Annotated in this window: 18 protein-coding genes; 8 read left to right on the top strand and 10 right to left on the bottom strand. The window is 61.8% G+C overall.

What is annotated here, in order from left to right; translation table 11 throughout:
* Positions 1-5: 5 nt before the first annotated feature.
* Positions 6-1,802 (top strand): N-acetylmuramoyl-L-alanine amidase, encoded by a 1,797-nt coding sequence (locus HMPREF3101_RS03235; RefSeq protein WP_246816630.1) that lies wholly within the window; start codon positions 6-8, stop codon positions 1,800-1,802.
* A gap of 21 nt (positions 1,803-1,823) precedes the next feature.
* Here the strand turns inward: HMPREF3101_RS03235 and glpK are convergent, their stop codons facing one another.
* From glpK to serS, 5 genes are all read right to left on the bottom strand, one after another.
* Entirely contained in the window at positions 1,824-3,266 is a 1,443-nt protein-coding gene (glpK, locus tag HMPREF3101_RS03230; RefSeq protein WP_070462497.1) for a glycerol kinase GlpK, read from the bottom strand.
* 31 nt (positions 3,267-3,297) lie between these two features.
* A complete protein-coding gene (locus HMPREF3101_RS03225) occupies positions 3,298-3,906 on the bottom strand; it encodes a hypothetical protein (protein WP_141737333.1) in 609 nt (202 codons plus the stop codon).
* A 581-nt stretch (positions 3,907-4,487) separates the two neighbouring features.
* Entirely contained in the window at positions 4,488-5,288 is an 801-nt protein-coding gene (locus HMPREF3101_RS03220) for an HAD family hydrolase (RefSeq protein WP_210386160.1), read from the bottom strand.
* The gene (locus HMPREF3101_RS03215; protein WP_246816629.1) at positions 5,285-6,097 is read right to left on the bottom strand and encodes a lysophospholipid acyltransferase family protein; all 813 of its coding nucleotides are present in this window, start codon (positions 6,095-6,097) and stop codon (positions 5,285-5,287) included. Before HMPREF3101_RS03215 ends, HMPREF3101_RS03220 begins: the two co-directional genes overlap by 4 nt.
* Complete coding sequence (gene serS / locus HMPREF3101_RS03210) at positions 6,097-7,350, bottom strand: serine--tRNA ligase (protein WP_070462528.1); 1,254 nt, start codon at positions 7,348-7,350, stop codon at positions 6,097-6,099. The genes HMPREF3101_RS03215 and serS overlap by 1 nt, the downstream gene beginning before the upstream one ends.
* Before the next feature lie 40 nt (positions 7,351-7,390).
* On the opposite strand from serS, the gene HMPREF3101_RS03205 reads away from it, so the two are divergent.
* Positions 7,391-8,398, top strand: coding sequence for a septum formation family protein (locus HMPREF3101_RS03205; RefSeq protein ID WP_083280060.1), 1,008 nt, complete (start codon positions 7,391-7,393; stop codon positions 8,396-8,398).
* Between the two features lie 11 nt (positions 8,399-8,409).
* Positions 8,410-8,757: a metallopeptidase family protein gene (locus tag HMPREF3101_RS03200; protein WP_070462524.1), complete on the top strand. Its 348-nt coding sequence runs from the start codon at positions 8,410-8,412 to the stop codon at positions 8,755-8,757.
* Here HMPREF3101_RS03200 and HMPREF3101_RS03195 read toward each other — a convergent pair.
* Positions 8,736-9,362, bottom strand: a complete 627-nt coding sequence (locus HMPREF3101_RS03195) for a histidine phosphatase family protein (protein ID WP_070462526.1) — start codon at positions 9,360-9,362, stop codon at positions 8,736-8,738. The genes HMPREF3101_RS03200 and HMPREF3101_RS03195 overlap by 22 nt on opposite strands.
* The gene (gene pheA, locus HMPREF3101_RS03190; protein ID WP_070462491.1) at positions 9,356-10,177 is read right to left on the bottom strand and encodes a prephenate dehydratase; all 822 of its coding nucleotides are present in this window, start codon (positions 10,175-10,177) and stop codon (positions 9,356-9,358) included. Before pheA ends, HMPREF3101_RS03195 begins: the two co-directional genes overlap by 7 nt.
* A gap of 43 nt (positions 10,178-10,220) precedes the next feature.
* Here pheA and HMPREF3101_RS03185 point away from each other — a divergent pair, with 43 nt between their 5' ends.
* Positions 10,221-10,937 carry a CPBP family intramembrane glutamic endopeptidase gene (locus tag HMPREF3101_RS03185; RefSeq protein ID WP_070462489.1) on the top strand — a complete coding sequence of 239 codons (717 nt, stop codon included), beginning with the start codon at positions 10,221-10,223 and terminating at the stop codon, positions 10,935-10,937.
* Between the two features lie 14 nt (positions 10,938-10,951).
* Here the strand turns inward: HMPREF3101_RS03185 and HMPREF3101_RS03180 are convergent, their stop codons facing one another.
* Positions 10,952-12,163, bottom strand: a complete 1,212-nt coding sequence (locus HMPREF3101_RS03180) for an LCP family protein (protein ID WP_070462487.1) — start codon at positions 12,161-12,163, stop codon at positions 10,952-10,954.
* A gap of 52 nt (positions 12,164-12,215) precedes the next feature.
* Positions 12,216-13,775, bottom strand: a complete 1,560-nt coding sequence (locus HMPREF3101_RS03175) for an alanine/glycine:cation symporter family protein (protein ID WP_070462486.1) — start codon at positions 13,773-13,775, stop codon at positions 12,216-12,218.
* A 267-nt stretch (positions 13,776-14,042) separates the two neighbouring features.
* On the opposite strand from HMPREF3101_RS03175, the gene HMPREF3101_RS03170 reads away from it, so the two are divergent.
* The gene (locus HMPREF3101_RS03170; protein ID WP_083280063.1) at positions 14,043-15,392 is read left to right on the top strand and encodes a YjiH family protein; all 1,350 of its coding nucleotides are present in this window, start codon (positions 14,043-14,045) and stop codon (positions 15,390-15,392) included.
* On the opposite strand, the gene hutG is transcribed toward HMPREF3101_RS03170, so the two are convergent.
* Positions 15,381-16,325 carry a formimidoylglutamase gene (gene hutG / locus HMPREF3101_RS03165; RefSeq protein ID WP_070462484.1) on the bottom strand — a complete coding sequence of 315 codons (945 nt, stop codon included), beginning with the start codon at positions 16,323-16,325 and terminating at the stop codon, positions 15,381-15,383. The two genes, HMPREF3101_RS03170 and hutG, sit on opposite strands and share 12 nt — an antisense overlap.
* A gap of 37 nt (positions 16,326-16,362) precedes the next feature.
* Between hutG and HMPREF3101_RS03160 the strand changes: the two genes are divergently transcribed.
* From HMPREF3101_RS03160 to hutU, 3 genes are all read left to right on the top strand, one after another.
* A complete protein-coding gene (locus HMPREF3101_RS03160) occupies positions 16,363-17,106 on the top strand; it encodes an IclR family transcriptional regulator (RefSeq protein WP_070462482.1) in 744 nt (247 codons plus the stop codon).
* A gap of 10 nt (positions 17,107-17,116) precedes the next feature.
* Entirely contained in the window at positions 17,117-18,664 is a 1,548-nt protein-coding gene (gene hutH, locus HMPREF3101_RS03155; RefSeq protein ID WP_070462480.1) for a histidine ammonia-lyase, read from the top strand.
* 182 nt (positions 18,665-18,846) lie between these two features.
* Entirely contained in the window at positions 18,847-20,538 is a 1,692-nt protein-coding gene (gene hutU, locus HMPREF3101_RS03150) for a urocanate hydratase (RefSeq protein WP_083280059.1), read from the top strand.
* Positions 20,539-20,550: the final 12 nt, after the last annotated feature.

Genomic DNA, 20,550 nt, shown 5'->3' with positions numbered 1-20,550 from the left:
AAACCGTGCAACATCGTCGACAGTGGGCCAACCCCATGTTCGCCGTCCTTTTGGCGGTGGCCATGGTCGCCTCCGCTGCATTTGGTGGCCAACACATTCTGCAAGTACAAAACGTCGCGCCGGCAGCCACTGGCGTCTACGCAGACGAAGCCAGCTTTGACACCGGCGCCAACATCACGGTTGATGACGCCGCGGTGCGCACCCAGTCCGGTGAGGAAGACACCGTCCGCCGCGTAGTCAAAGAGTTCACGCGCGAGCGCGAGTTCTCGGTTGTTGCGCTGACCTGGAAGGGCCCACGCGACATCGTCGCTTACGTGCGCTCCCAGCGTGCCGACGGCTCCTGGAGCCCCTGGTTCGAAATGGACCCCGACGACTCCCCCACCGGTGTGGAAACCAGCGGCACCGAACCGATCTTCGTTGAGCGCACCAAGCGCATCCAGGTTTCCACCGGCAACGTGGACCTGCTCGAAGACGGCCGCGCCGCCTCCGAAGCACCGACCACGGCCCGGGACATCCAAGCCGTGTTCCTTGACGGCGGCGTGGACGAAAACGTGATCACCCCGGCCGCGGATTCCTACTCCCGCGCCATGCCGAAGGTAATCACCCGCGCACAGTGGGGCGCAACAAGCAGGAACACTCCGTACTACTCCGAGCCCGTCAAGGCCGTGACCGTGCACCACACCGCGGGTTCCAACAACTACTCCCGCGCTGAGTCTGCCGGCATTGTCCGCTCCATCGAGCACTACCACGCGCACGTCCGTGGCTGGGGCGACATCGGCTACAACGCGCTGGTAGACAAGTACGGCAACATCTACGAAGGCCGCGCCGGCGGTCTGGACCGCGCAGTCCAAGGCGCACACGTGGGCGGCTTCAACACCAACACCTGGGGCGTGTCCATGATGGGCGACTACTCCAAGACCGCACCCACCACCGCGTCCCTGCAGGCAATGGGTGAACTGATTGGTTGGAAGGCTGCCGTCGCAGGCTTCGACCCGATGGGCACCAGCTACCTGTCTGCAGACTTCAGCTTCGCAGGCTCCCGCTACGGCGCGGGCAAGGGCGCATACTTCCCCAATGTAAACGCCCACCGTGACTTCCACTTCAGCGACTGCCCGGGTGACAGTTTGTACAACAGGCTGCCCGACATTCGTCGAGTAGCAAAGGTGAAATACACCGCAACCAAGGCGTCGCGCTCGTTCGTCAGCCCGGCCATCCCGAACAAGGACGGCACCAACACCACGGTGACCAGCCCGTCCAACGGCACTGGAACTAAGGTTGCCAACACGCTGACCAAGCTTGCCGACGGCGACACCGCCACCATCGCAACCGTCGTAGGCACCATCGCCGGCGTGGCCCTGATCTACGCACTACAGAACGGCCAGCTGGGCGACCAGGTCAAAAACGTCGGCGGCACCGAGATCATCTCCGGCATCACCGTCCAGGACGTCACCCCCATGATTGGCCCAGCCCTTGAGGTTGTTGGCAGCTCCGAAGCATCCACCGTGTGGAAGTCCTTCGAACCCATCTTGGGCAAGCTCGCGGGTACGGTCTCCGGCGTGGGCGGCCAGCAGATGGCGCTCTACGCAAATGGCCTCGCCGTGAAGGACACCGACGGCGAGATCTACGCCCTAGTCGGCCAGATCGCCAACGCCTGGCTGCAGCAAGGCCTCGACGCAGGCCCGCTGGGCATGCCGATCACGCCGCAGCGCAACGCCAACCACGATGAAATCCGCATGGACTTCCAGGGTGGCGCGATCGTCTACTCCATCTCCCAGCGCAACATCAACATCATCACGAACTAAGCGCTGAGGACAGGCGGCAGGTTACGCCTGGTTGTAGGAACGCAGCACGGCGTCCTCCCACTTCGCAATGAGCCGGTCCCGATCGGGGCCGGCCATTTCGTTTTGGAAGGTGGTGGGCGTGCCGAGGGTAAACGGGGCGTCGATAAGCGAAATGCCCATAGCAGCAGCCGAGGCAGCACCCATCACCGTGGTTTCAATGTTGGCGGGGCGCACCACGTCAAAGCCGAGGATGTCCGCCTGCATCTGCATCAACAGATCATTGCTGGTCATGCCACCATCAACCTTCAGCTGGGTCGGCTCGCCGCCCATCGCGCGGACCACCTCCAGCGTCTGCAAACACGTCGCCTCCAGCGCCGCACGCGCAATGTGACGACGATCCACAAAACGCGTCAGACCAGTAATAATGCCACGCGCATCCGGACGCCAACGCGGCGCAAACAACCCCGAAAACGCCGGCACAATAGTCACCCCGCCACTATCCGGCACCTGGCCAGCCAGCGTCTCCGTCTCCGCGGCGGTGCGAATAATGCCCAGCTGATCACGCAGCCACTGCACCAACGAACCCCCCACCGCAACCGACCCCTCCAACGCATACACCGGCGGCTGGCCCGCAACCTGATACGCCACCGTTGACAGCAGCCCCGTGTCGCTGATCTTAAGCTGTCCACCAGTGTTGAGCACCATAAACAGCCCCGTACCGTACGTCATCTTCGCACTGTTTTCCTCCAGGCACCCCTGCCCAAACAGCGCCGCCTGCTGATCCCCCAGCACCCCAGTAATCGGCGTATCAGCCAACGGCCCCCGTGCGCGCACCGAGCCAATCTTGCCTATCGACGCCCCAATCTCCGGCAACACCCCCACCGGCACCCCAACCGCCTCACATAATTCTTCGTCCCAGTCGAGCGTCTCCAAATCCATCAGCAGGGTACGGCTTGCATTGGTGACGTCCGTGACATGCAACGCCCCGTCCGTAAGATTCCAGATCAACCACGTATCAATCGTGCCAACCAAAAGCTCCCCCCGCTCCGCCCGCTCGCGAGCATTGGGCACGTTATCCAGGATCCACGCCCACTTCGGCCCCGCCGGATACGAATTGTGCAACAACCCCGTCCTGCGCTGGTACGCATACGGGTCACCGTCATGATTCGTGCGCGTATCCTGCCAAACAATCGCGTTATAAATCGGCTTCCCGGTGTCCTTCTCCCACACCACAGCCGTCTCCCGCTGGTTAGTAATCCCCAGCGCTACAACATCACGCTCATCAATGTCCTCATTCGCCAGCGCCTCTACAATCGCCCGGCGAGTATTACGCCAAATCTCCTCCGGGTCATGCTCCACCCACCCCTGCCTGGGCAAATACTGCTTATGCTCAAACTGCGCTTGGGAGACGACTTGGCCGTCCTCATCCGTAATAAACACGCGCGTGGACGTCGTTCCCTGATCAATGGCAGCAACAAGCGGCATGCCTGGAGATCATACGGGTTAGCCCCCTGCCTTACGCGAACATTCGCTCAATCTGCCTCGACCACTCCCGGAACCCAATATCCAGCCGCCCATCCATCGGCCTGACCCCCGGGTTCAGGTTGATCAACCCCTGCAGCTGCCGAACCATCCGCGGGCCAAACACATCATCCCAGCCCACCCGAAAAAACACGGCACCTTTATTCTGCAGCTGCTTCTCCCTATGACGCTCACTGCGCAGCGCACTCAACGCATCTCCCATCGCGCCACTGGTCTTCTCCGCCCCGTCGGCCTCCACCACAATGAATTGATTGATGATGCAATCCACCCACGCGACTGTCATATTGCCCAGCTCATCAACAATTTGATACCCCACCTGGAACTCAATGGTCTCCACCCCAGTCAGGTGGCCATGGTTGATCGCGCCCAACAGCCTGTCACGCACCAAGGTCTCGAGCACGCTTGCCGACGTCTCCGCCGACCCCTTAATCAGCCCCCTAAACGATTTAAGCCCTCTGGCCTGCGGCAACACTTCCGTTTTCTCCAGCAACGTCTCCACTGTCAGATGTGCGTGCTGCCACCTTGCAGACTCTATCTGCACCAACGCGTCCAACCTGCCGTAATACCGGAACGTATCAAACATCGCCCGCACCCCGATTGCGCTTCGGACCCTCTTAACAGTGCAGGTCTCCTCGTCCCGGAGGATTCCACCGTGATAGACCTTGTCCCTGTACTTCGTTCCCCAGGTTCGAGAGTTTCCAGGCAGAACCAAGTCCACTTTCTCTACCCATTTGAGCGTTGAGAGTCCCATCCAGCGTGCTGCTGCCGGCCCCGTGATCACTGCAGTTTTGCATTGCTCAGCCACCTTCGCAATCAAAGCGAGTTCGGCTTCCCTTTTCTTTGTGTAATCCCCCATGCCGTTATTTCTACCGCATGTTGGGAGATTTTCCACGGGGTTTTCTCTGTTTCTATCTGCTTTTCATTATCTGCTAGGAGCGCGGGTTTCGTTATCTGCTAGGAGCGCGGGACACTGCCCTAGCAGATAACGAAAACGGTCCTCCATTTTCCCAGGTCGAATGTAGACACTTTCGGCCATTTTTCATTTGTATGCTAGTGGATCACCTTCGCCACTAGCAGATAAACGTTATGTCAAGTAGGCGGGGCGGGTTTTGCTCGGGCAAGCTGGGCAAGCTGGGCAGTCCAAGCTGGGTGGGAACAGAGGGGCTAGAACCAGCGCTCGAGGATTTTGGCCACGCCGTCGTTGTCGTTGGTGTCCGCAACTTCATCCGCGGCTGACGTGAGCACTGGCGAGGCGTTGCCCATGGCAATGCCTCGCCCGGCCCACGTCAGCATCTCCAGGTCATTAGGCATGTCGCCAAACGCAATCACATCTGCAGCGTCAACACCGTAGCGCTCTGCAAGAAGTGCAACGGAAGACGCTTTGTTCACGCCGGGGCATGAGACCTCAATGAGGCCTTCGTCCATGGAGTAGGTGACGTGGGCCTCGGCGGCGTTGACTACCGGGGCGATGCGCTCGAACATTTCGGCAGACGTTAAGTATCCGCAGCGTATGAGCAGTTTGGTGGCGGGTTGGGCGATGAGCTCGTCCACGTCGACTACGCCGAAGCGATCGTCCCACGCGTCGGGGTTGTACTCCCGCGTGATCAAGAATTCCTCGCCACGCCCGACACGCTCCACGCCAAATCCATGGGTAACGTCTGACATGACGGGCGCCACTGCCTCGATGACCTCAGCCATTGTGCTGGAGGCCAGCTCGAAGGCATGCACGATCTCATCTCGCGCGGGGTCGAAGATCACTGCCCCGTTTGCACAGATTGAGACTGGGGCAAAAGGTAGCTGGTCTGTGATGGGGGGCAGCCAGCGGTGGGGGCGTCCCGTCGCTAAGCAGAAAAATGCTCCCGCTTCAACCGCTCTGGCAACGACGGCTCGCAGGCGCGGAGTGACGCGACCTGCGGAGGTGATGAATGTGCCGTCGATGTCGGAGGCGATCATGCGGGGTGTCACTTCTGCTTGCGCTCCTTCTCCGCGCGGTAGAGTTCCTCGGCCTCCTCGATCGTCGGCGCGGTGCCGCCCATGGACTTCGGCAGCCACGGCTCCGCACCGAAGGGACCGTAGCGTTCGGTGTACTCGGCCCGCGAGAGATCCAAAAGCTGTTGCATGCGACGCTTCAGCTCCGCGGTGTCGGTTCCCGCATCGCCGGTCAGGGGCACGGGTTCGCCGTAGCGAATGATCACCGGCACGCCCCGCAGCTGTTTCGGCAGGTCCTTGGTCCAAATGCGCTGCGAACCCCACATCACAGTGGGAATCAGCGGCACATCTGCCTCGCGTGCGATGCGCACCGCACCTGTTTTGAAATGCGCCAGCTCAAAGGAACGGGAGATCGTCGCCTCGGGGAAGATCCCCACCAGGTTGCCGTTGCGCAAGTTCTCCACAGCACTGCTAATCGACGCCGCCCCCTTCGCACGATCCACCGGCACATGGTGCATCTTGCGCAAAATGCGGCCCAAAAGAGGAACCTCAAAGACGGACTTCTTGGCCATGAAACGCACCAGGCGGTTGCCCTGCACGTGCGGGCCGGTGCCCATCAGCGCGAAATCCATGTAGCCAGTGTGGTTGCCGGCTAGAAGCGCCCCGCCTGTAGCGGGGATGTTATCAGCGCCGACCACCGTGACCTCAATGCGCAGCAGCCTCAAGATGCGACGGATGGCCGATACGGCGCCCTGGTAAAAGCGCTCGGCAGCCTCATCGGTGTGAGCGCTGGCTTCTTTAAACAGGCGCGGGACTAAAAAGCCGCGGTATCGGCGCATATTCATTAGGGCTTCAGCACGTCCTTGCCCACCCACGGGCGCAGGGCTTCTGGGACCACTACGGAACCGTCTGCCTGCTGGTGGTTTTCCAGGATGGCAACCAGCCAGCGCGTGGTGGCCAGGGTGCCGTTGAGGGTGGCGGCGATCTGCGTCTTGCCGTCCTCATCACGGTAGCGGGTTGCCAGGCGGCGGGCTTGGAAGGTGGTGCAGTTGGAGGTGGACGTCAGCTCGCGGTAGGTGCCCTGGGACGGCACCCACGCCTCCGTGTCAAACTTGCGGGCGGCGGAGGAGCCGAGGTCACCTGCGGCAACGTCGATGATGCGGTACGGCACCTCAACGGCTGCAAGCATCTCGCGCTCGAGGCCGAGCAGCTTCTGGTGCATCTCTTCAGCGTCTTCTGGCTTGCAGTAGGCAAACATTTCGAGTTTGTCGAATTGGTGGACGCGCAGGATGCCCTTGGTGTCCTTGCCGTAGGAGCCGGCCTCGCGCCGGAAACAGGACGACCAGCCGGCGTACAGCAGCGGGCCGTTGGAAAGATCAATGATCTCGTCCTTGTGCAGGCCAGCAAGCGCCACCTCGGAGGTACCGACTAGGTACATGTCGTCGCGCTCTAGGTAGTAGATCTCCTCATCATGCTCGTCCAAAAATCCGGTGCCGTGCATGATATCTGGGCGCACAAGCACCGGCGGGATCATCAGCTTGAAGCCGGCCTCGCGGGCTTTCTGGGCGGCCAGCATGAGCATGCCCAACTGCATCCATGCGCCGTCACCCGTCAGGTAGTAGAAGCGTGCGCCACCGATCTTGGTGCCGCGCTTCATGTCAATGAGCCCAAGTGGCTCTGCAAGATCCAGGTGGTCTTTGACCTCAAAATCGAACTCCGGGATTTCACCAACGTGCTCCAGCACGATGAAGTCCTCTTCACCACCTGCGGGTGCGCCCTCGATGGGGTTGGGGATGGCGGTTTGCAAACGCGTCACCTCAGCGGCGGCCTCAGCCTCGCGGGCTTCCGCTTCCTTCACGCGTGCTTTGAGCTCGTTGGAGCCTTCCAAAAGCGCGGGGCGCTCTTCTGGGGAGGCCTGGCCAATCTTCTTGCCAAAGGCCTTTTGCTCACCGCGCAGCTCGTCGGCGGCTTGGATGGCGGCTCTGCGTGCCTCGTCGGCTGCGAGCAGCTGGTCGACCAGGGCCGGGTCTTCACCGCGGGCTACCTGGGAGTTGCGGACGTGGTCCGGGTTTTCGCGCACTAGCTTGAGATCGATCACACCTTGCAACTCTACCGTTTTGCTCGTTTAATCTACTGCCATGGTTTCCTCTACTGCATCCGGCGGCGCATCCCGTACCGCTTTCAAGCGCGCTTTCACCATTGCGACGCTGGCGGGCGCGGTTGCCGCGGGCGCGTTTTCGTGGGAGAGCTCGAGCGCGCCGATGCAGGGCAGCCAGGCAGACCAGGCGATGTCTTTTACGTCCGCTGACGCAGGGTCCTGCTTGACGTGGGATGTTGCGGAGGATGGGGCCGTGACAAATTTCCAGCAAGCCGATTGCGCTAGCCCGCATCGTTTTGAGGTGGCGCTGCGGGAGGATTTGAGCGTCTACCCCACGTCGGAGTTTGGCCCGGATGCGCCGATGCCAAGCACCACGCGCCAGGCGCAGTTGCGTGAGGAGCTCTGCGGTGCCGCGGCGCTGCGTTACCTGGAGGGTCGTTTTGACCCGGCGGGCCGGTTCTCTATTGCCCCGATCCTGCCGCCGGCGAGTGCGTGGGCGCAGGGCGATCGCACCATGCTGTGTGGGTTGCAGGAGACGGATCGCGCTGGCGGGGTGGTGATGACTAGCGGCAAGGTGGCTGATCAGGATCAGGCGCGCGTGTTTGACCCGGGTCAGTGCGTGGCGGTGGATGCGTCGAATTCGCTGACTGCCGTTGATTGCGCGCAGCCGCACCAGGTGGAGGTGACGTCCACGGTGAACTTGGCCACTGTTTTCCCGGATCACACGCCGAGTGTTGAAGAGCAGGATCGTCACTTGGCTGATGTGTGTACCACGGCCGCGCAGGATTACCTCGGCGGTGAGGAGAACTTGTACCGCATTACGCTGCAGCCGTTTTGGACAACGCTCAACACGGTTTCCTGGGATGGCGGTTCGCGCAGCGTGAACTGTGCGCTTGTGTTTTCGCGCCCGGAGGGTGGTTTCGCTGAGCTGACAGGTTCCGCCATACAGGGCAGGGAGCATTTGCTTATCGACGCAGCCCCGCCCGCCGAACGCCCCGACCGCCGCCCGCTGCGCGAGCCGCAGCAAAGCGAGCCGCAACAGAACTAGGCAAGCACATGATGGAACCGGTAAGCCAGCAAGAGTTTGAGGAAATGATCAACGACGCGCTGGATACGATCCCCGAGGAGTTTGCCCGGCACATGACCAACATGGTGGTCTTGGCCAGGGATTTCAACGAGGATAAGCCAACGCTGCTGGGTTTGTTTGAGGGCGTGCCGCTAACGGAGCAGCATGCGAATCACACGGGCTTTTTGCCGGATGCGGTTTTTGTGTACAAGGACGCGTTGGAGGCAATGTGCAAAGACGCCGAAGAGCTACGCCATGAGGTGAAGGTGACCGTTTTACATGAGGTCGGCCACTACTTCGGGTTAGAGGAGCACGAGCTTCATGAGTTGGGGTGGGGGTAGTGGCCCCATTCCACAACGTCCCAGTCGCCGAAGGGGCGTGAGGGGTCGCCGGGGTTGAGAACGACCCACTGGCAGTTGTTCAGGTGGGATTGTTCGGCGTATTCGGCGCTGACTCCGCGTTCAAAAGCGGCGTTGGCGGCAAAGGCGCGGATCGCCCCGCCGTGGGAGACGGCAACCGTGGTTCCACCCAGTTCCAGGTAAGGCGCAAGACCTGCTTTGTAACGGGTGAGGAAGGTATCCAGCGTGTCGCCACCCTCAATGGCGGCTTGGAGATTGCGCTGGTAGAAGCCTCGGAACGCGGTGAAGTACGCGGTATGCGCTTCGCGGGAGTTGAGCATCTCCCAACGCCCAGCGTTGACCTCCTGCAGGCCGGCAAACGCCGGGATCTCACCGAACACTTCACCGAAGCCAAGGGCGGCGGTTTGGCGGGCTCGCAACGCTTCGGACGAGATCACGCGGGAGACGTTGAAACGTTCCATGATCGCCTGACCCGCCTCGCGGGCTTGGTTTTGGCCAAGTTCCGTCAGTGCGGCACCCGGCAGCTGGGTGTCTAGTTTGCGCTCAACGTTGGAAAACGTCTGTCCGTGTCGCAGCAGAATCAGCATCGCGGCCACGCTCCCAAAAAGCGCGACCACGTTGCGCGCTGCTTAACGGCGGCAACGGCGTCGGCCACTTCGGCATCCTCAATATGCCCGACTAGCTCCACGAAGAAGTTGTAGGTGTTAGCCACGGTGCGGGTTGGGCGCGACTCAATGCGCGACATGTCCACGCCGCGGGAAGCGAATTCCTGCAGCATTGCCACCAGCGTTCCTGGCTGGTTGGGCGTTTGGAAGACCAGAGAGGTGCGGTCGCGGCCAGTGCGCGCGGGAAGTGGCACGTCCTCGGGTCCGACTAGGACGAAGCGGGTGCGTGCGGTGTCCATGTCCGCCACGCCACGCGCGTGCACCTCCAGGTCAAACAAGTCGGCGGCACGCTCGGGTGCGGCGGCTACGTCAGCTTCCCCGTCCGCAACCATGCGCGCGGCCGCAGCATTGGACGTTGCCGGCACAAAGTGCACGCCCGGCAGGTGTTCGGCTACCCAAGAGCTCACTTGGCTGTGGGCGACGGGGTGGGTGGACAGCGTTGTGGCGTCGCTAAGCAAAAAGCCCTTGCGGGTCATGATGGCAAACGAGATAGCCAGCTCAGTTTCGCCGAGAATGCGCACGCCGGGAGCAACAAGCGCGTCGGAGGTGCTGGTCACGGCGCCGTCGACGGAGTTTTCAATGGCAACAACGGCCCTGTCGGCAGCACCGGTGCGCACCGCATCCAGCGCGGCGGCGGGCGAATCCACCGGCACATACTGCGGGTCGGGTAGATCGAAGGCACGCGCGGCCTGCTCCGTGAAGGTACCCGCGGGGCCCAGATAGGCAATTGAGGTCATGCGCCTAAGCCTAACTGCAGTTCATGGGCGTTAGCATTGCCGCATGCGCCAGCGCGTAAAAGTGGAGATTCTCATTGTCCTTGCCGTCACCTTCGGCACCGCAGGGCTAAGGGCGGGGCTTCGGCTTATCGACGCCCTCCTCAACGCCCCCTTAAACCAACAAACCACCGTGCTTGTAGACGCACAGTCGTCTACCACCTGGATCGACCTAGCGCTGCAGCTAACCTCTGCGCTGGTGTTGGTGTCGTGGGGCGCGCTCGCGTGGTACCTGCTGTGGGTTGATGATCCGGCACGGTTCCGCTGGCGCTGGCCTCGCTGGCGCGACTGGGGTTGGGGCGCGGGCCTGGCTGCGCTAATCGGACTTCCTGGCCTGGCGTTTTATGTGACGGCGGTGCACTTGGGTTTGAGCAAAGTAGTCGTGCCCGCCACAGATGCAGTGCAGATCCCGACCTCGCTTGTGTGGGCGTTTGCCAACGGTTTCGGCGAGGAAGTTGTGGTGGTGATGTACCTGATGACGCGGCTGGGCCACCTCGGCTGGCGGTCGTGGCAGATCATCGCCGCCTCGTCCGTGCTGCGCGGCTCGTACCACCTCTACCAGGGGATTTCCGCAGGTTTGGGCAATATCGTGATGGGTGTGGTGTTCTGCGCGTGGTTTATCCGCACCGGCCGGGTGTGGCCGCTGATCATCGCCCATTTTCTTATCGACGCCACCGCCTTCACCCTCTACCCCCTCCTCGATTTGAGCTGGCTCGGGATTTAGCCAGCGAAGGGGCGCTACTTCAGTGAGTCGAACAGTGCCTGGGCACCGGCGTCGTCCCAGATGGCGACATTGCCTACGTCCGTATCCATGAAGTCATAAATCGGGATCGTTTCCGTGCGCACCCCGCCGCGCATGGCCAGCGCCACTCGCGCCAGGCTCCACACGTGGTCGCCTTGATCCACGGTGAACATCGCTGGCGTAGTCCACACCAGGGGGATCGTGCGGAAAGGATTGAGCAGCGTTGCAGGTGACGTCACCTTGCTCATCACCGCAGCGAGGAACTCACGCTGGCGAACCACACGGTCCAAATCACCCAGCGCGGTGGCGCGCGTACGTACGTAGCCCAGGCCGGTCGCGCCGTCCATTTTCTGGCAACCCGGCGCGAGGCTGATGTTTGCCAGCGGGTCCGTGATCGGTTCCGCCACGCAGATCTCTACGCCGCCGACGGCGTCCACAACGTTGGCCAGACCGCCCATGCCGATCTCTGCGTAGTGGTCAATGTGCAGGCCCGTGGACTGTTCCACGGTCTGCACCAGAAGCGACGCACCGCCGTAGGCGAATGCGGCGTTGATCTTGTCGTAGCCGTAGCCCGGCACCTCAACGTAGCTATCGCGCGGAATGGACATCAGCGTCGCTTGCCCAGCGCGGGGGATATGCATCAGCATGATCGTGTCCGTGCGGGTGGAGCCGATATCGCCACCCGTGCCTAGGCGGTCAATCTCGTCCTGGCTCATGCCAGTCCGCGAGTCAGAACCGACGAACAGCCAGTTCGTCCCAGCCGTGTTCGCTACCTGTTGCGTGGGCATGGCTTGGGTGCGGTTTAGGCGGGCGTCGGCAAGCAGCATGCCCACGATGGAGAGCACCAGGACGGTGAGGATGACCAGGCTGCCGCAGCCGACGCAGCCGGGACGTTTGCGCCTGGGCCGCGGGCGGGGTTTCGGTTTGGGCCGCGGGCGCTCGTGGACCTGCATAGGGACCGGCTCACGGCGCTGCTGAACGGGACGCTGCTGAACGGGGCGCTGCGGCAGCTCGTCGGGCATGATCTGGCGCGCACGCTGCTCGTGCGGTGTGCGTCGCGGCTGGTACTCCGAAGATCGGTATTCCGAGGTCCGCCGGGAGGTTTCACCGCTAGCGTCACGACGACGCACTGGCCTGCCGTAGCGGTCCAGCAGCGGCTTGCCATCTTTACCGTAGACGTACTGGCTACGGTCCTCCCGGTTATCCATGGCCTAGAAGTCTAGACCGCGGAACGTATCCCCCGCGAGAAGCGACAAGTTACTAGCGCGGCTCACCAGCGGAGCCAGTGGAGACCGTGGAGGCTGCGTTAGGCCAGGTGCCCTCTGCAACCATCTTCGCTTTGCGCTCCTCCCAGAAGTTGGCGTTCTGGATGCCCAAGGCCTGTGGGTCGAACTGCGGGTCCAGGCCGGCCTTCTTCTGGCGACGGTAGTCCCACAGGCACTTCATGGCCGGGACCTGCAGGAAGAGGATGGCCACGATGTTGAGCCATGCGGTGGCGCCCACACCGATATCACCAAGCGCCCACGCCGTGCCTGGGGTGGTGGTTGCGCCGACGAACACGGCGACAATGATCAGGACACGCAGCAGCCAGATGATGGCGCTACGAGCGTTCTCGTTCTTTACCCAGCGGTTGAGGTAGGTGAAGTTCACCTCTGCCATGTAGTAGTACGCAAGCACGGTGGTGAAGGCGAAGAACATAATTGCCAGCGCCACGAAGGTCGGACCGAAGCCACCAGCCAGCGTGTTCAGACCTTCCTGGACAAAGCCGGGGCCGACGGGGACGTCGGTGGGCAGGGAGCCCTCATAACGCGGGGTGCCCTCCTCAGTCTGGTTCTCAAACACGCGGTACATGTCGGTGGAGATGATGATGAACGCGGTAGCGGAGCAGACGAACAGGGTGTCAATGTAAACCGCGAAGGACTGTACGAAGCCCTGCTTTGCCGGGTGGGAAACCTCAGCGGCAGCAGCGGACTGCGGGCCGGTTCCCTGGCCGGCCTCGTTGGAGTAGATGCCGCGCTTCACGCCCCATGCGATGGCGGCGCCGAGCATGCCGGAGAAGATTGCCTCCTGGTCAAAGGCGGAGCGGAAGATCAGGCCGAAGACCTGCGGGATCTCAGATGCGTTCACGAACAAGATCACGATTGCCAGGATGATGTAGATCGCCGCCATGAACGGCACGACCATGGATGCGAAGTTAGCAATGCGCTTCACGCCACCGATGATGATGAAGCCCAGCAGGATCGCCATGATCGCTGCAGAGATCCACACGTTGATTCCCCACGCGTTCTCCACTGCGGCGGCCACACCGTTGGCCTGGATGCCGGGCAGGAAGTAGGAGGTTGCCAGAATCATGGAGACGGCGAAGATGATGGCGTAGACCAGCGCGAACGGCGCTGCCTTGGTGTGGGAGTAGGCCTTCTCGATGTAGTAGGCCGGACCACCGCGGTACTCACCAGTATCGCGGTCTTTTTCCTTGTAGATCTGCGCCAGGGTGCACTCCACAAAGGAGGTCGCGGAACCCAAGAACGCCACGATCCACATCCAGAACACGGCACCCGGACCGCCGAATGCGATCGCGGTGGCCACACCGGCAATGTTGCCCACGCCGACACGGCCGGCAAGCGAGATCATCAGGGATTGGAAGGAGGAAATGCCAGCCTCTGAGCTTTCGCCGTGGCGAAGCTGCTTGAGCATGTCAGGAATGCAGCGCAGCTGCATGAACAGGGTCACTGCAGTGAAGTACACACCTGCGCCAAGACAGAGGTACACCAGCCATTGGGACCAGATGATCCCGTTGAGGGTATTGATAAATGCTTCCACGGACGCTCCTTAAGTATCCAGGCGTTACGTATCGGGGAATACGTATTTAGAGAATCTAGGCCATAACTGTGTGCCGCGGGTCACATTGGGGAAAATTTCTTTGTCTCGGTCACCAGACTGATGCATTTCACAACCCATTACATTCGTGACCTACTTCACGAGACAATCGGGAAACCCTGTGAAAGGAGTCCGTCCGTGGAAAACCACCACCAGCAAATTCACCGCAGCAAACTGCGCCCGGCCTATAACGTGAAAAACATACCCGCAATGTCGGAAGCGCAGATAGACGCCGAAACAAACCCAACAGCAACTGACTCTGGTCCCGTCCATGCGCCGCATCTGTGGCGTTTATTCCTCTACTCGGGCATTGGCATCTTCGCCTTCTTCATCCCATTTACCGTTGGGGAAAAGAACACGATTCTGTTGGACCACATTGTCAGCTGGATTATTGCCACGCTTGGCCCTGGTACCGGCTATCTCGCCCTTGCGGCCATCGTTGCGGGCACGATTTACCAGTTCGTTTCCGGCCGCTGGAAGGAAGATTACGCACGCACAATCTTCGCTTTCCTCTCCATACTTGCGGTCGTGCTGTGCGCGATGTTGGTCTTTGATTTCGGCCCGGCGTTTCTGCACAACCCGGACATTGGCCCGTTCATTCTGAACAAACTTGTGATCTCTGTTGGCCTGTTGATTCCTGTTGGCGCGATCTTCCTCGGCCTGTTGGTTGGCTTCGGCCTCATGGAATTCATCGGCGTGATGGTGCAGCCGATTATGCGCCCGGTGTTTAAGACACCGGGTAAATCCGCCGTCGACGCCGTCGCCTCGTTCCTCGGCTCCTATTCCTTGGGCTTGTTGATTACGGACCGCATGTACAAGTCCGGCAACTACAACGGCAAGGAAGCCTCCATCGTCGCCGCGGGGTTTTCTACGGTCTCTGCAACGTTCATGGTCATTGTTGCCAAGACGCTTGACCTGATGGATTACTGGCTGACGTATTTCTGGCTGACCTTTATTATTACGTTCATTGTCACCGCGATCATGGTGCGCATTCCTCCCATTAGCCGCATGTCTGAGGACTACTACCCCGGCGCGCAGCCGCACCCAGAGCAGCAGATCAGCAGCAATCGCTTCAACGCTGCGTGGAATGAGGCGAAACGTGAGTTGGCGCGCGCGGAGTCCCTACCGAAGGTGCTGTGGGTAAATTTCCGCGACGGGTTGACCATGGCGGTGCAGGTGATCCCGGGCATCATGTCCGTGGGTGTGATTGGCCTGACCCTTGCTACCTACACGCCAGTGTTTAAGGCGCTTGGTGTGGTGTTCTACCCGGTGGTGTGGCTGCTTCGCCTGCCGGATCCGTGGGCAACTTCCGGTGCGCTTGCATCCGGTCTTGCAGAGATGTTCCTGCCCGCCACGCTGGTCGCCGGCACTGACAGCATGGTGCTCAAGTTCACGGTTGCGGTGGTGTGCGTGAGTCAGATCTTCTTTTTCTCAGCGATGGTGCCGGCGGTGCTAGCCACCGACATTCCGCTGAATGTGACCAAGATAGTCGTGATCTGGTTCATCCGGGTGGTGCTCACGGTGGTCATCACCGTGCCGGTTGCGCACTTAGTGTTCTAGGGGCTTTTTGCTTATTGACGCCACGCTAACCGCCCCCACAATCGTTTCAATCAGGCGTGCCGCCACCTTGGCGGTGCGCCCATCAATGTCGTAGGTGGGGTTGAGCTCAACCACGTCCACCAGACGGACGCGGCCGGTGGAGGCGACGGCTTTCACCATGGCGTAGACCTGCTCCAACGCAACACCCAGGCCTGCCGGTGCGGAAACGCCCGGCGCCACCCATGCCGGCAGCAGGTCCAGATCAATGCTCAGGTGGATCGGCTTGTCACCGGCCACGGACTCAAGCGCCTGATCGGCCGCCTGCTGCGGGGAAAGGCCAAGCAGCTCCTCATCCAAAACAACGCGCACACCGAGCTCCTCGGCGGTATCGAAGAGCACCTTCGTGTTGTTCGGCTTGGAAATGCCAATGACTGAGTAGTCGAAGGCTTCTTTGCCCACAAGATCAGCAATTTGCAGAAATGGCGTGCCCGAAGTCGGCTGGTTTGCTTGGCGCAGGTCAAAGTGCGCATCAAAGTTCACAATCTGCAGGTTCCCTAGCGTCTCGTAGGCACCGCGGTGGGAGGCAAATGACGTCTCGTGGCCACCGCCCAGCACAACGACAAGGTTGCCTGCGGCGATGAGGTCGCGAACGGTATCGCTGAGTTCGCGTTGGGCGGATTCAAGGTCGGTGCCGTGGGTGGAGATATCGCCAGCGTCGGCAAGCAAAAAGGGCTCCTGCACTGCAAAACCACTCAGCGCGGCGCGAAGGGCGGCCGGGCCTGCGGCAGCACCAACGCGGCCTTCGTTGCGACGAACCCCCTCGTCAGAAGAAAAACCTACCAAGGCAACCCCGTCAGTAGGGGTCTCAGACGTGACAATGTGGTGCCATCGCGGGCCGTCCTCGCGGCCCTGCCACCCCGTATCCAAACTCATACCAGTGCCTTCTGCATGCATACGGCACAGCTTATACACGCAGATATACTTGCGGGGTATGACGGAAAAGCCTCAGGTACCCGCCGCGCGCAACGTGCTGCGTATCCTGACGCTGCTAGCAAGCACAGACACACCGATTTCCGCACGCCGCATCACGCACGAGCTCAACCTGCCTCGTTCAACCACCTACCACCTGCTGCGGGAACTAGAAGATTCTGGGTATGTGGTCCACCTTGATCACCCCAGCACCTACGGCTTGGGGCTGGCTGCCTACCAAATGAGCCAGGCGTACACCACGCAGCAGCCCTTGGTGCGCATGGCGGCAAAATCCCTGGAGGAGATCGCTGCGATGGCGGGCGGCTCCACCCACCTGTCGCGCCTCGCCGGTACGGAGGTGCTCTACCTCCACGAAGCACGCGCACCCGGCGCGGTCTCGCTGGTCACTGTGAAGGGCGTTCGCTTGCCGGCGCTGCGCACCGCCTCTGGGCGTGCAATGTTGGCGCATCTGCCCGAGTCTGAGCTGCGCGCTATTTTTGCTACCTCTGAAAACCAGCCGCTCTATAAAGACCTGCAACAGCAGCTAGAGCAGGTACGCCAGCGCGGCTGGTCCACGGAAACCGAGGAGGTTGCCCGTGGCCAAGAAAGCATTGCCGTTGCCGTGCTTGATCACCTCCAGCGGCCGGCCGCAGCGGTGGCGGTGACCTTCCCGCTTCACAACGATGCCGCGAAGAAACAGCAGCTTGTAAGCGCGTTGAAAGAAGCTGCTGAGATTTTGGCGCGGAAGTTCTTTGATAAACGCTAGAGTTTGGCGCATGAACCAGACGACCACTGTGCAGGTAGGTATCGGCGCACTGAGCATCGCAGACGTTGTCGCCGTTGCCCGTGAAAACGCTCAGGTTTCCATTGCCACTGAAGCCATTACAGCAATCGCAGAAACGCGAGCTCGCGTTGAAGAGCTCGCCGAAGACCCGACCCCGGTTTACGGCATCTCCACCGGTTTCGGCGCACTTGCCCGCCGCCACATCCCGCACGAGCTGCGCGAGCAGCTGCAGGTCTCGCTCGTGCGCTCCCATGCCGCAGGCTCCGGCACTGAGGTAGAGCAGGAAGTAGTACGCGCCACCATGCTGCTTCGCCTGTCCACGCTGTGCACTGGCCGCACCGGCGTGCGCCCAGTCGTGGCGGAGACTTACGCTGCGGTTTTGAACGCCGGCATCACCCCGGTGGTGCACGAGTACGGCTCGCTCGGTTGCTCTGGTGACCTCGCACCGCTCGCGCACTGCGCGCTCGCGCTGCTGGGCGAAGGCGACGTACGTGTGGGCGGCGGCCCAATCGTCAGCGCTGCCGATGCCCTGGCGGATGCAGGTATTGAGCCGCTGGTACTCCAGGAGAAGGAAGGTCTGGCGCTGATCAACGGCACCGACGGCATGCTGGGCATGCTATGCCTGGCAATTACGGATCTGCGCGCAGCAGCAAAGGTTGCAGACATTGCCACCGCAATGACGGTGGAAGGTCTTACCGGCACGCTCACCGTGTTCGCCGATGACTTGCAGCAGCTGCGCCCCCACCCGGGCCAGGCAGATGCGGCGTACAACATTCGCACCGTGGCCGACGGCTCCGAGATCCTCGCACGTGCCGCCGAGGAATTCCGCCAGAAGCAGGTGCAGGACGCGTACTCGGTGCGCTGCGCACCCCAGGTTGCGGGCGGTTTCCGCGACACCGTTGACCACGCAGCCCTGGTGGCCTCGCGCGAGCTGGCCTCCGCCATTGACAACCCGGTCGTAGCCCTCGACGGGCGCGTGACCTCCAACGGCAACTTCCACGGCGCGCCCGTGGCGTATGTGTTGGACTTTTTGGCGGTGGTGGTGGCTGACCTGGCGTCTATTAGCGAAAGGCGCACCGACCGCTTCCTGGACACCGCGCGCAACCGCGGTCTGAACGCGTTTCTTGCGGACGACCCGGGTGTGGATTCCGGCCACATGATCGCGCAATACACCGCCGCTGGCATTGTCAGCGAACTGAAGCGCTGCGCCGTGCCCGCCTCTGCAGATTCGATCCCGTCATCCGCAATGCAGGAAGACCATGTGTCCATGGGCTGGGCGGCCGGCCGCAAGCTGCGCCGCGCCGTCGACGGGCTGCAGCGCGTGCTGGCAGTTGAGATTCTCACAGCGGCACGTGCGCTGGACATGCGCGACGGCGCCTGCGCACCGGGCACGCAGGCCGCGGTTGACCTTTTGCGCACCCACGTGGAGGGCCCGGGCACGGACCGCTTCCTTGCACCCGAGATCACGCACGCCGTTGATCTGGTGCAAAGCGGCAAGTTTGTCACCGCCGTCGAGGCCGTGGTGGGCGAACTGCGCTAGCCAGAACTGCGCTAGCCACGGCCTCGAGCGTCTCGCATGCCAGACTAATCGACGCCACGACCCCTGTCGGTCCCCACGTGAGGGCACTAATCTGCCCTCATAGTGACCCAAACCACAGTCCCAACTGCGGTCCCAACTGCGGTCGCATTGTTGGGACCTCGAAGATCCGAAGGAGTCGTCCCATGTCGAAGAACTGGTCCGAAGGCGCACGCGAAGTCCGCTCACCGCGAGGCACTGAGATCACTGCAAAGTCCTGGCAGACCGAGGCCCCGCTGCGCATGCTGCACAACAACCTTGACCCCGAGGTTGCGGAGCGCCCCGATGAGCTGGTGGTCTACGGCGGCACCGGTCGTGCGGCACGTAGCTGGGAGGCGTTTGACGCGATCGTCGATACGCTGAAGAACCTCGAGTCCGACGAGACGCTCTTGGTCCAGTCCGGCAAGCCGGTCGGCGTGTGGAAAACCAACGAGTGGGCCCCACGCGTGCTCATTGCCAACTCCAACCTGGTGGGCGACTGGGCGAACTGGGAGCACTTCCGCAAGCTCGAAGACGAGGGTCTGATGATGTACGGCCAGATGACGGCCGGCTCCTGGATTTACATCGCCACCCAAGGCATTCTGCAGGGCACCTACGAGACCTTCGCCGCGGTGGCGAAGAAGCGCTTCAACGGCACACTCGCAGGCACTTTGACGCTGACCGGCGGCTGCGGCGGCATGGGTGGCGCACAGCCGCTGTCCGTCACCCTCAACGGTGGTGCGTGCTTGATTGTGGATGTGGATGAGACGCGCTTGAAGCGTCGGCAAGCAAAGCGCTACCTGGATGAGGTAACCACCGACCTTGAGGAAGCAATCAAGCTGGTCACCGACGCGAAGGACGAGAAGCGTGCGCTGTCTGTTGGCCTGGTAGGCAACGCCGCTGAGGTATTCCCGGAGATGCTGCGCCGCCACCGCGCAGGCGAGCTGACCGTGGACATTGTCACTGACCAGACCTCTGCGCATGACCCGCTGTCTTACCTGCCCACTGAGCACACCGTGGCGGAATGGCACACCGAGGCTGCCGCTGACCCGGTGACCTTTACCAAGAAGGCCCGCGAGGCCATGGCCGTGCAAGTCCAGGCGATGGTGGAGTTCCAAGACGAGGGCGCCGAGGTATTTGATTACGGCAACTCCATTCGTGATGAGGCCCGCAAGGCCGGCTACAACCGCGCCTTCGAATTCCCGGGCTTCGTCCCGGCCTACATCCGCCCGCTGTTCTGCGAGGGTCTTGGGCCCTTCCGTTGGGTTGCGCTCTCCGGCGACCCGGAGGACATCAAGGTCACCGACCAGGCCATCAAGGAGGCCTTCCCGGACAACGAGCACCTGCACCGTTGGCTCGATGCCGCTGAGGAGTACGTGGAATTCGAGGGCCTGCCGGCACGTATTTGCTGGCTGGGCTACGGCGAGCGTGCCAAGGCCGGTGTGATCTTCAACAACCTGGTCAAGGAAGGCAAGGTCAAGGCACCGATTGTTATCGGCCGCGACCACCTGGACTCCGGTTCTGTGGCCTCTCCTTACCGCGAGACCGAGTCCATGCTGGACGGCACCGATGCTGTAGCTGACTGGCCACTGCTCAACGCCATGACCGCTGTTGCTGGCGGAGCGACCTGGGTGTCCATCCACCACGGTGGTGGCGTGGGCATGGGCCGTTCCATCCACACCGGCCAGGTCACGGTGGCAGACGGCACCGAGCTTGCAGAGGCGAAGCTCAAGGCTGTGCTCACCAACGACCCGGGCATGGGTGTTATCCGCCACGTGGACGCTGGTTACACTCGCGCTAACGAGGTCGCTCAGGAGCGCGGCGTGCGCATCCCAATGCAGTTCAACGCCCGCGACTAGCCCCCCTCACAC

The organism is Corynebacterium sp. HMSC29G08 (assembly GCF_001806875.1).
GTDB lineage: Bacteria > Actinomycetota > Actinomycetes > Mycobacteriales > Mycobacteriaceae > Corynebacterium.
Note: the sequence above shows the minus strand (reverse complement) of the source record. Positions and strands in the feature narration are given on the sequence as shown.

Coding starts and splice junctions, on each gene's coding strand:
- HMPREF3101_RS03160 (WP_070462482.1), top strand. CDS start 16,363: ATGACGGAAAAGCCTCAGGTACCCGCCGCGCGCAACGTGCTGCGTATC.
- HMPREF3101_RS03200 (WP_070462524.1), top strand. CDS start 8,410: ATGGAACCGGTAAGCCAGCAAGAGTTTGAGGAAATGATCAACGACGCG.
- HMPREF3101_RS03185 (WP_070462489.1), top strand. CDS start 10,221: ATGCGCCAGCGCGTAAAAGTGGAGATTCTCATTGTCCTTGCCGTCACC.
- HMPREF3101_RS03215 (WP_246816629.1), bottom strand. CDS start 6,097: ATGAATATGCGCCGATACCGCGGCTTTTTAGTCCCGCGCCTGTTTAAA.
- HMPREF3101_RS03170 (WP_083280063.1), top strand. CDS start 14,043: ATGTCGGAAGCGCAGATAGACGCCGAAACAAACCCAACAGCAACTGAC.
- hutU (WP_083280059.1), top strand. CDS start 18,847: ATGTCGAAGAACTGGTCCGAAGGCGCACGCGAAGTCCGCTCACCGCGA.
- HMPREF3101_RS03225 (WP_141737333.1), bottom strand. CDS start 3,906: ATGTTTGATACGTTCCGGTATTACGGCAGGTTGGACGCGTTGGTGCAG.
- HMPREF3101_RS03195 (WP_070462526.1), bottom strand. CDS start 9,362: ATGCTGATTCTGCTGCGACACGGACAGACGTTTTCCAACGTTGAGCGC.
- HMPREF3101_RS03180 (WP_070462487.1), bottom strand. CDS start 12,163: ATGGATAACCGGGAGGACCGTAGCCAGTACGTCTACGGTAAAGATGGC.
- HMPREF3101_RS03205 (WP_083280060.1), top strand. CDS start 7,391: ATGGTTTCCTCTACTGCATCCGGCGGCGCATCCCGTACCGCTTTCAAG.
- hutG (WP_070462484.1), bottom strand. CDS start 16,325: ATGCATGCAGAAGGCACTGGTATGAGTTTGGATACGGGGTGGCAGGGC.
- glpK (WP_070462497.1), bottom strand. CDS start 3,266: ATGCCGCTTGTTGCTGCCATTGATCAGGGAACGACGTCCACGCGCGTG.
- hutH (WP_070462480.1), top strand. CDS start 17,117: ATGAACCAGACGACCACTGTGCAGGTAGGTATCGGCGCACTGAGCATC.
- pheA (WP_070462491.1), bottom strand. CDS start 10,177: ATGACCTCAATTGCCTATCTGGGCCCCGCGGGTACCTTCACGGAGCAG.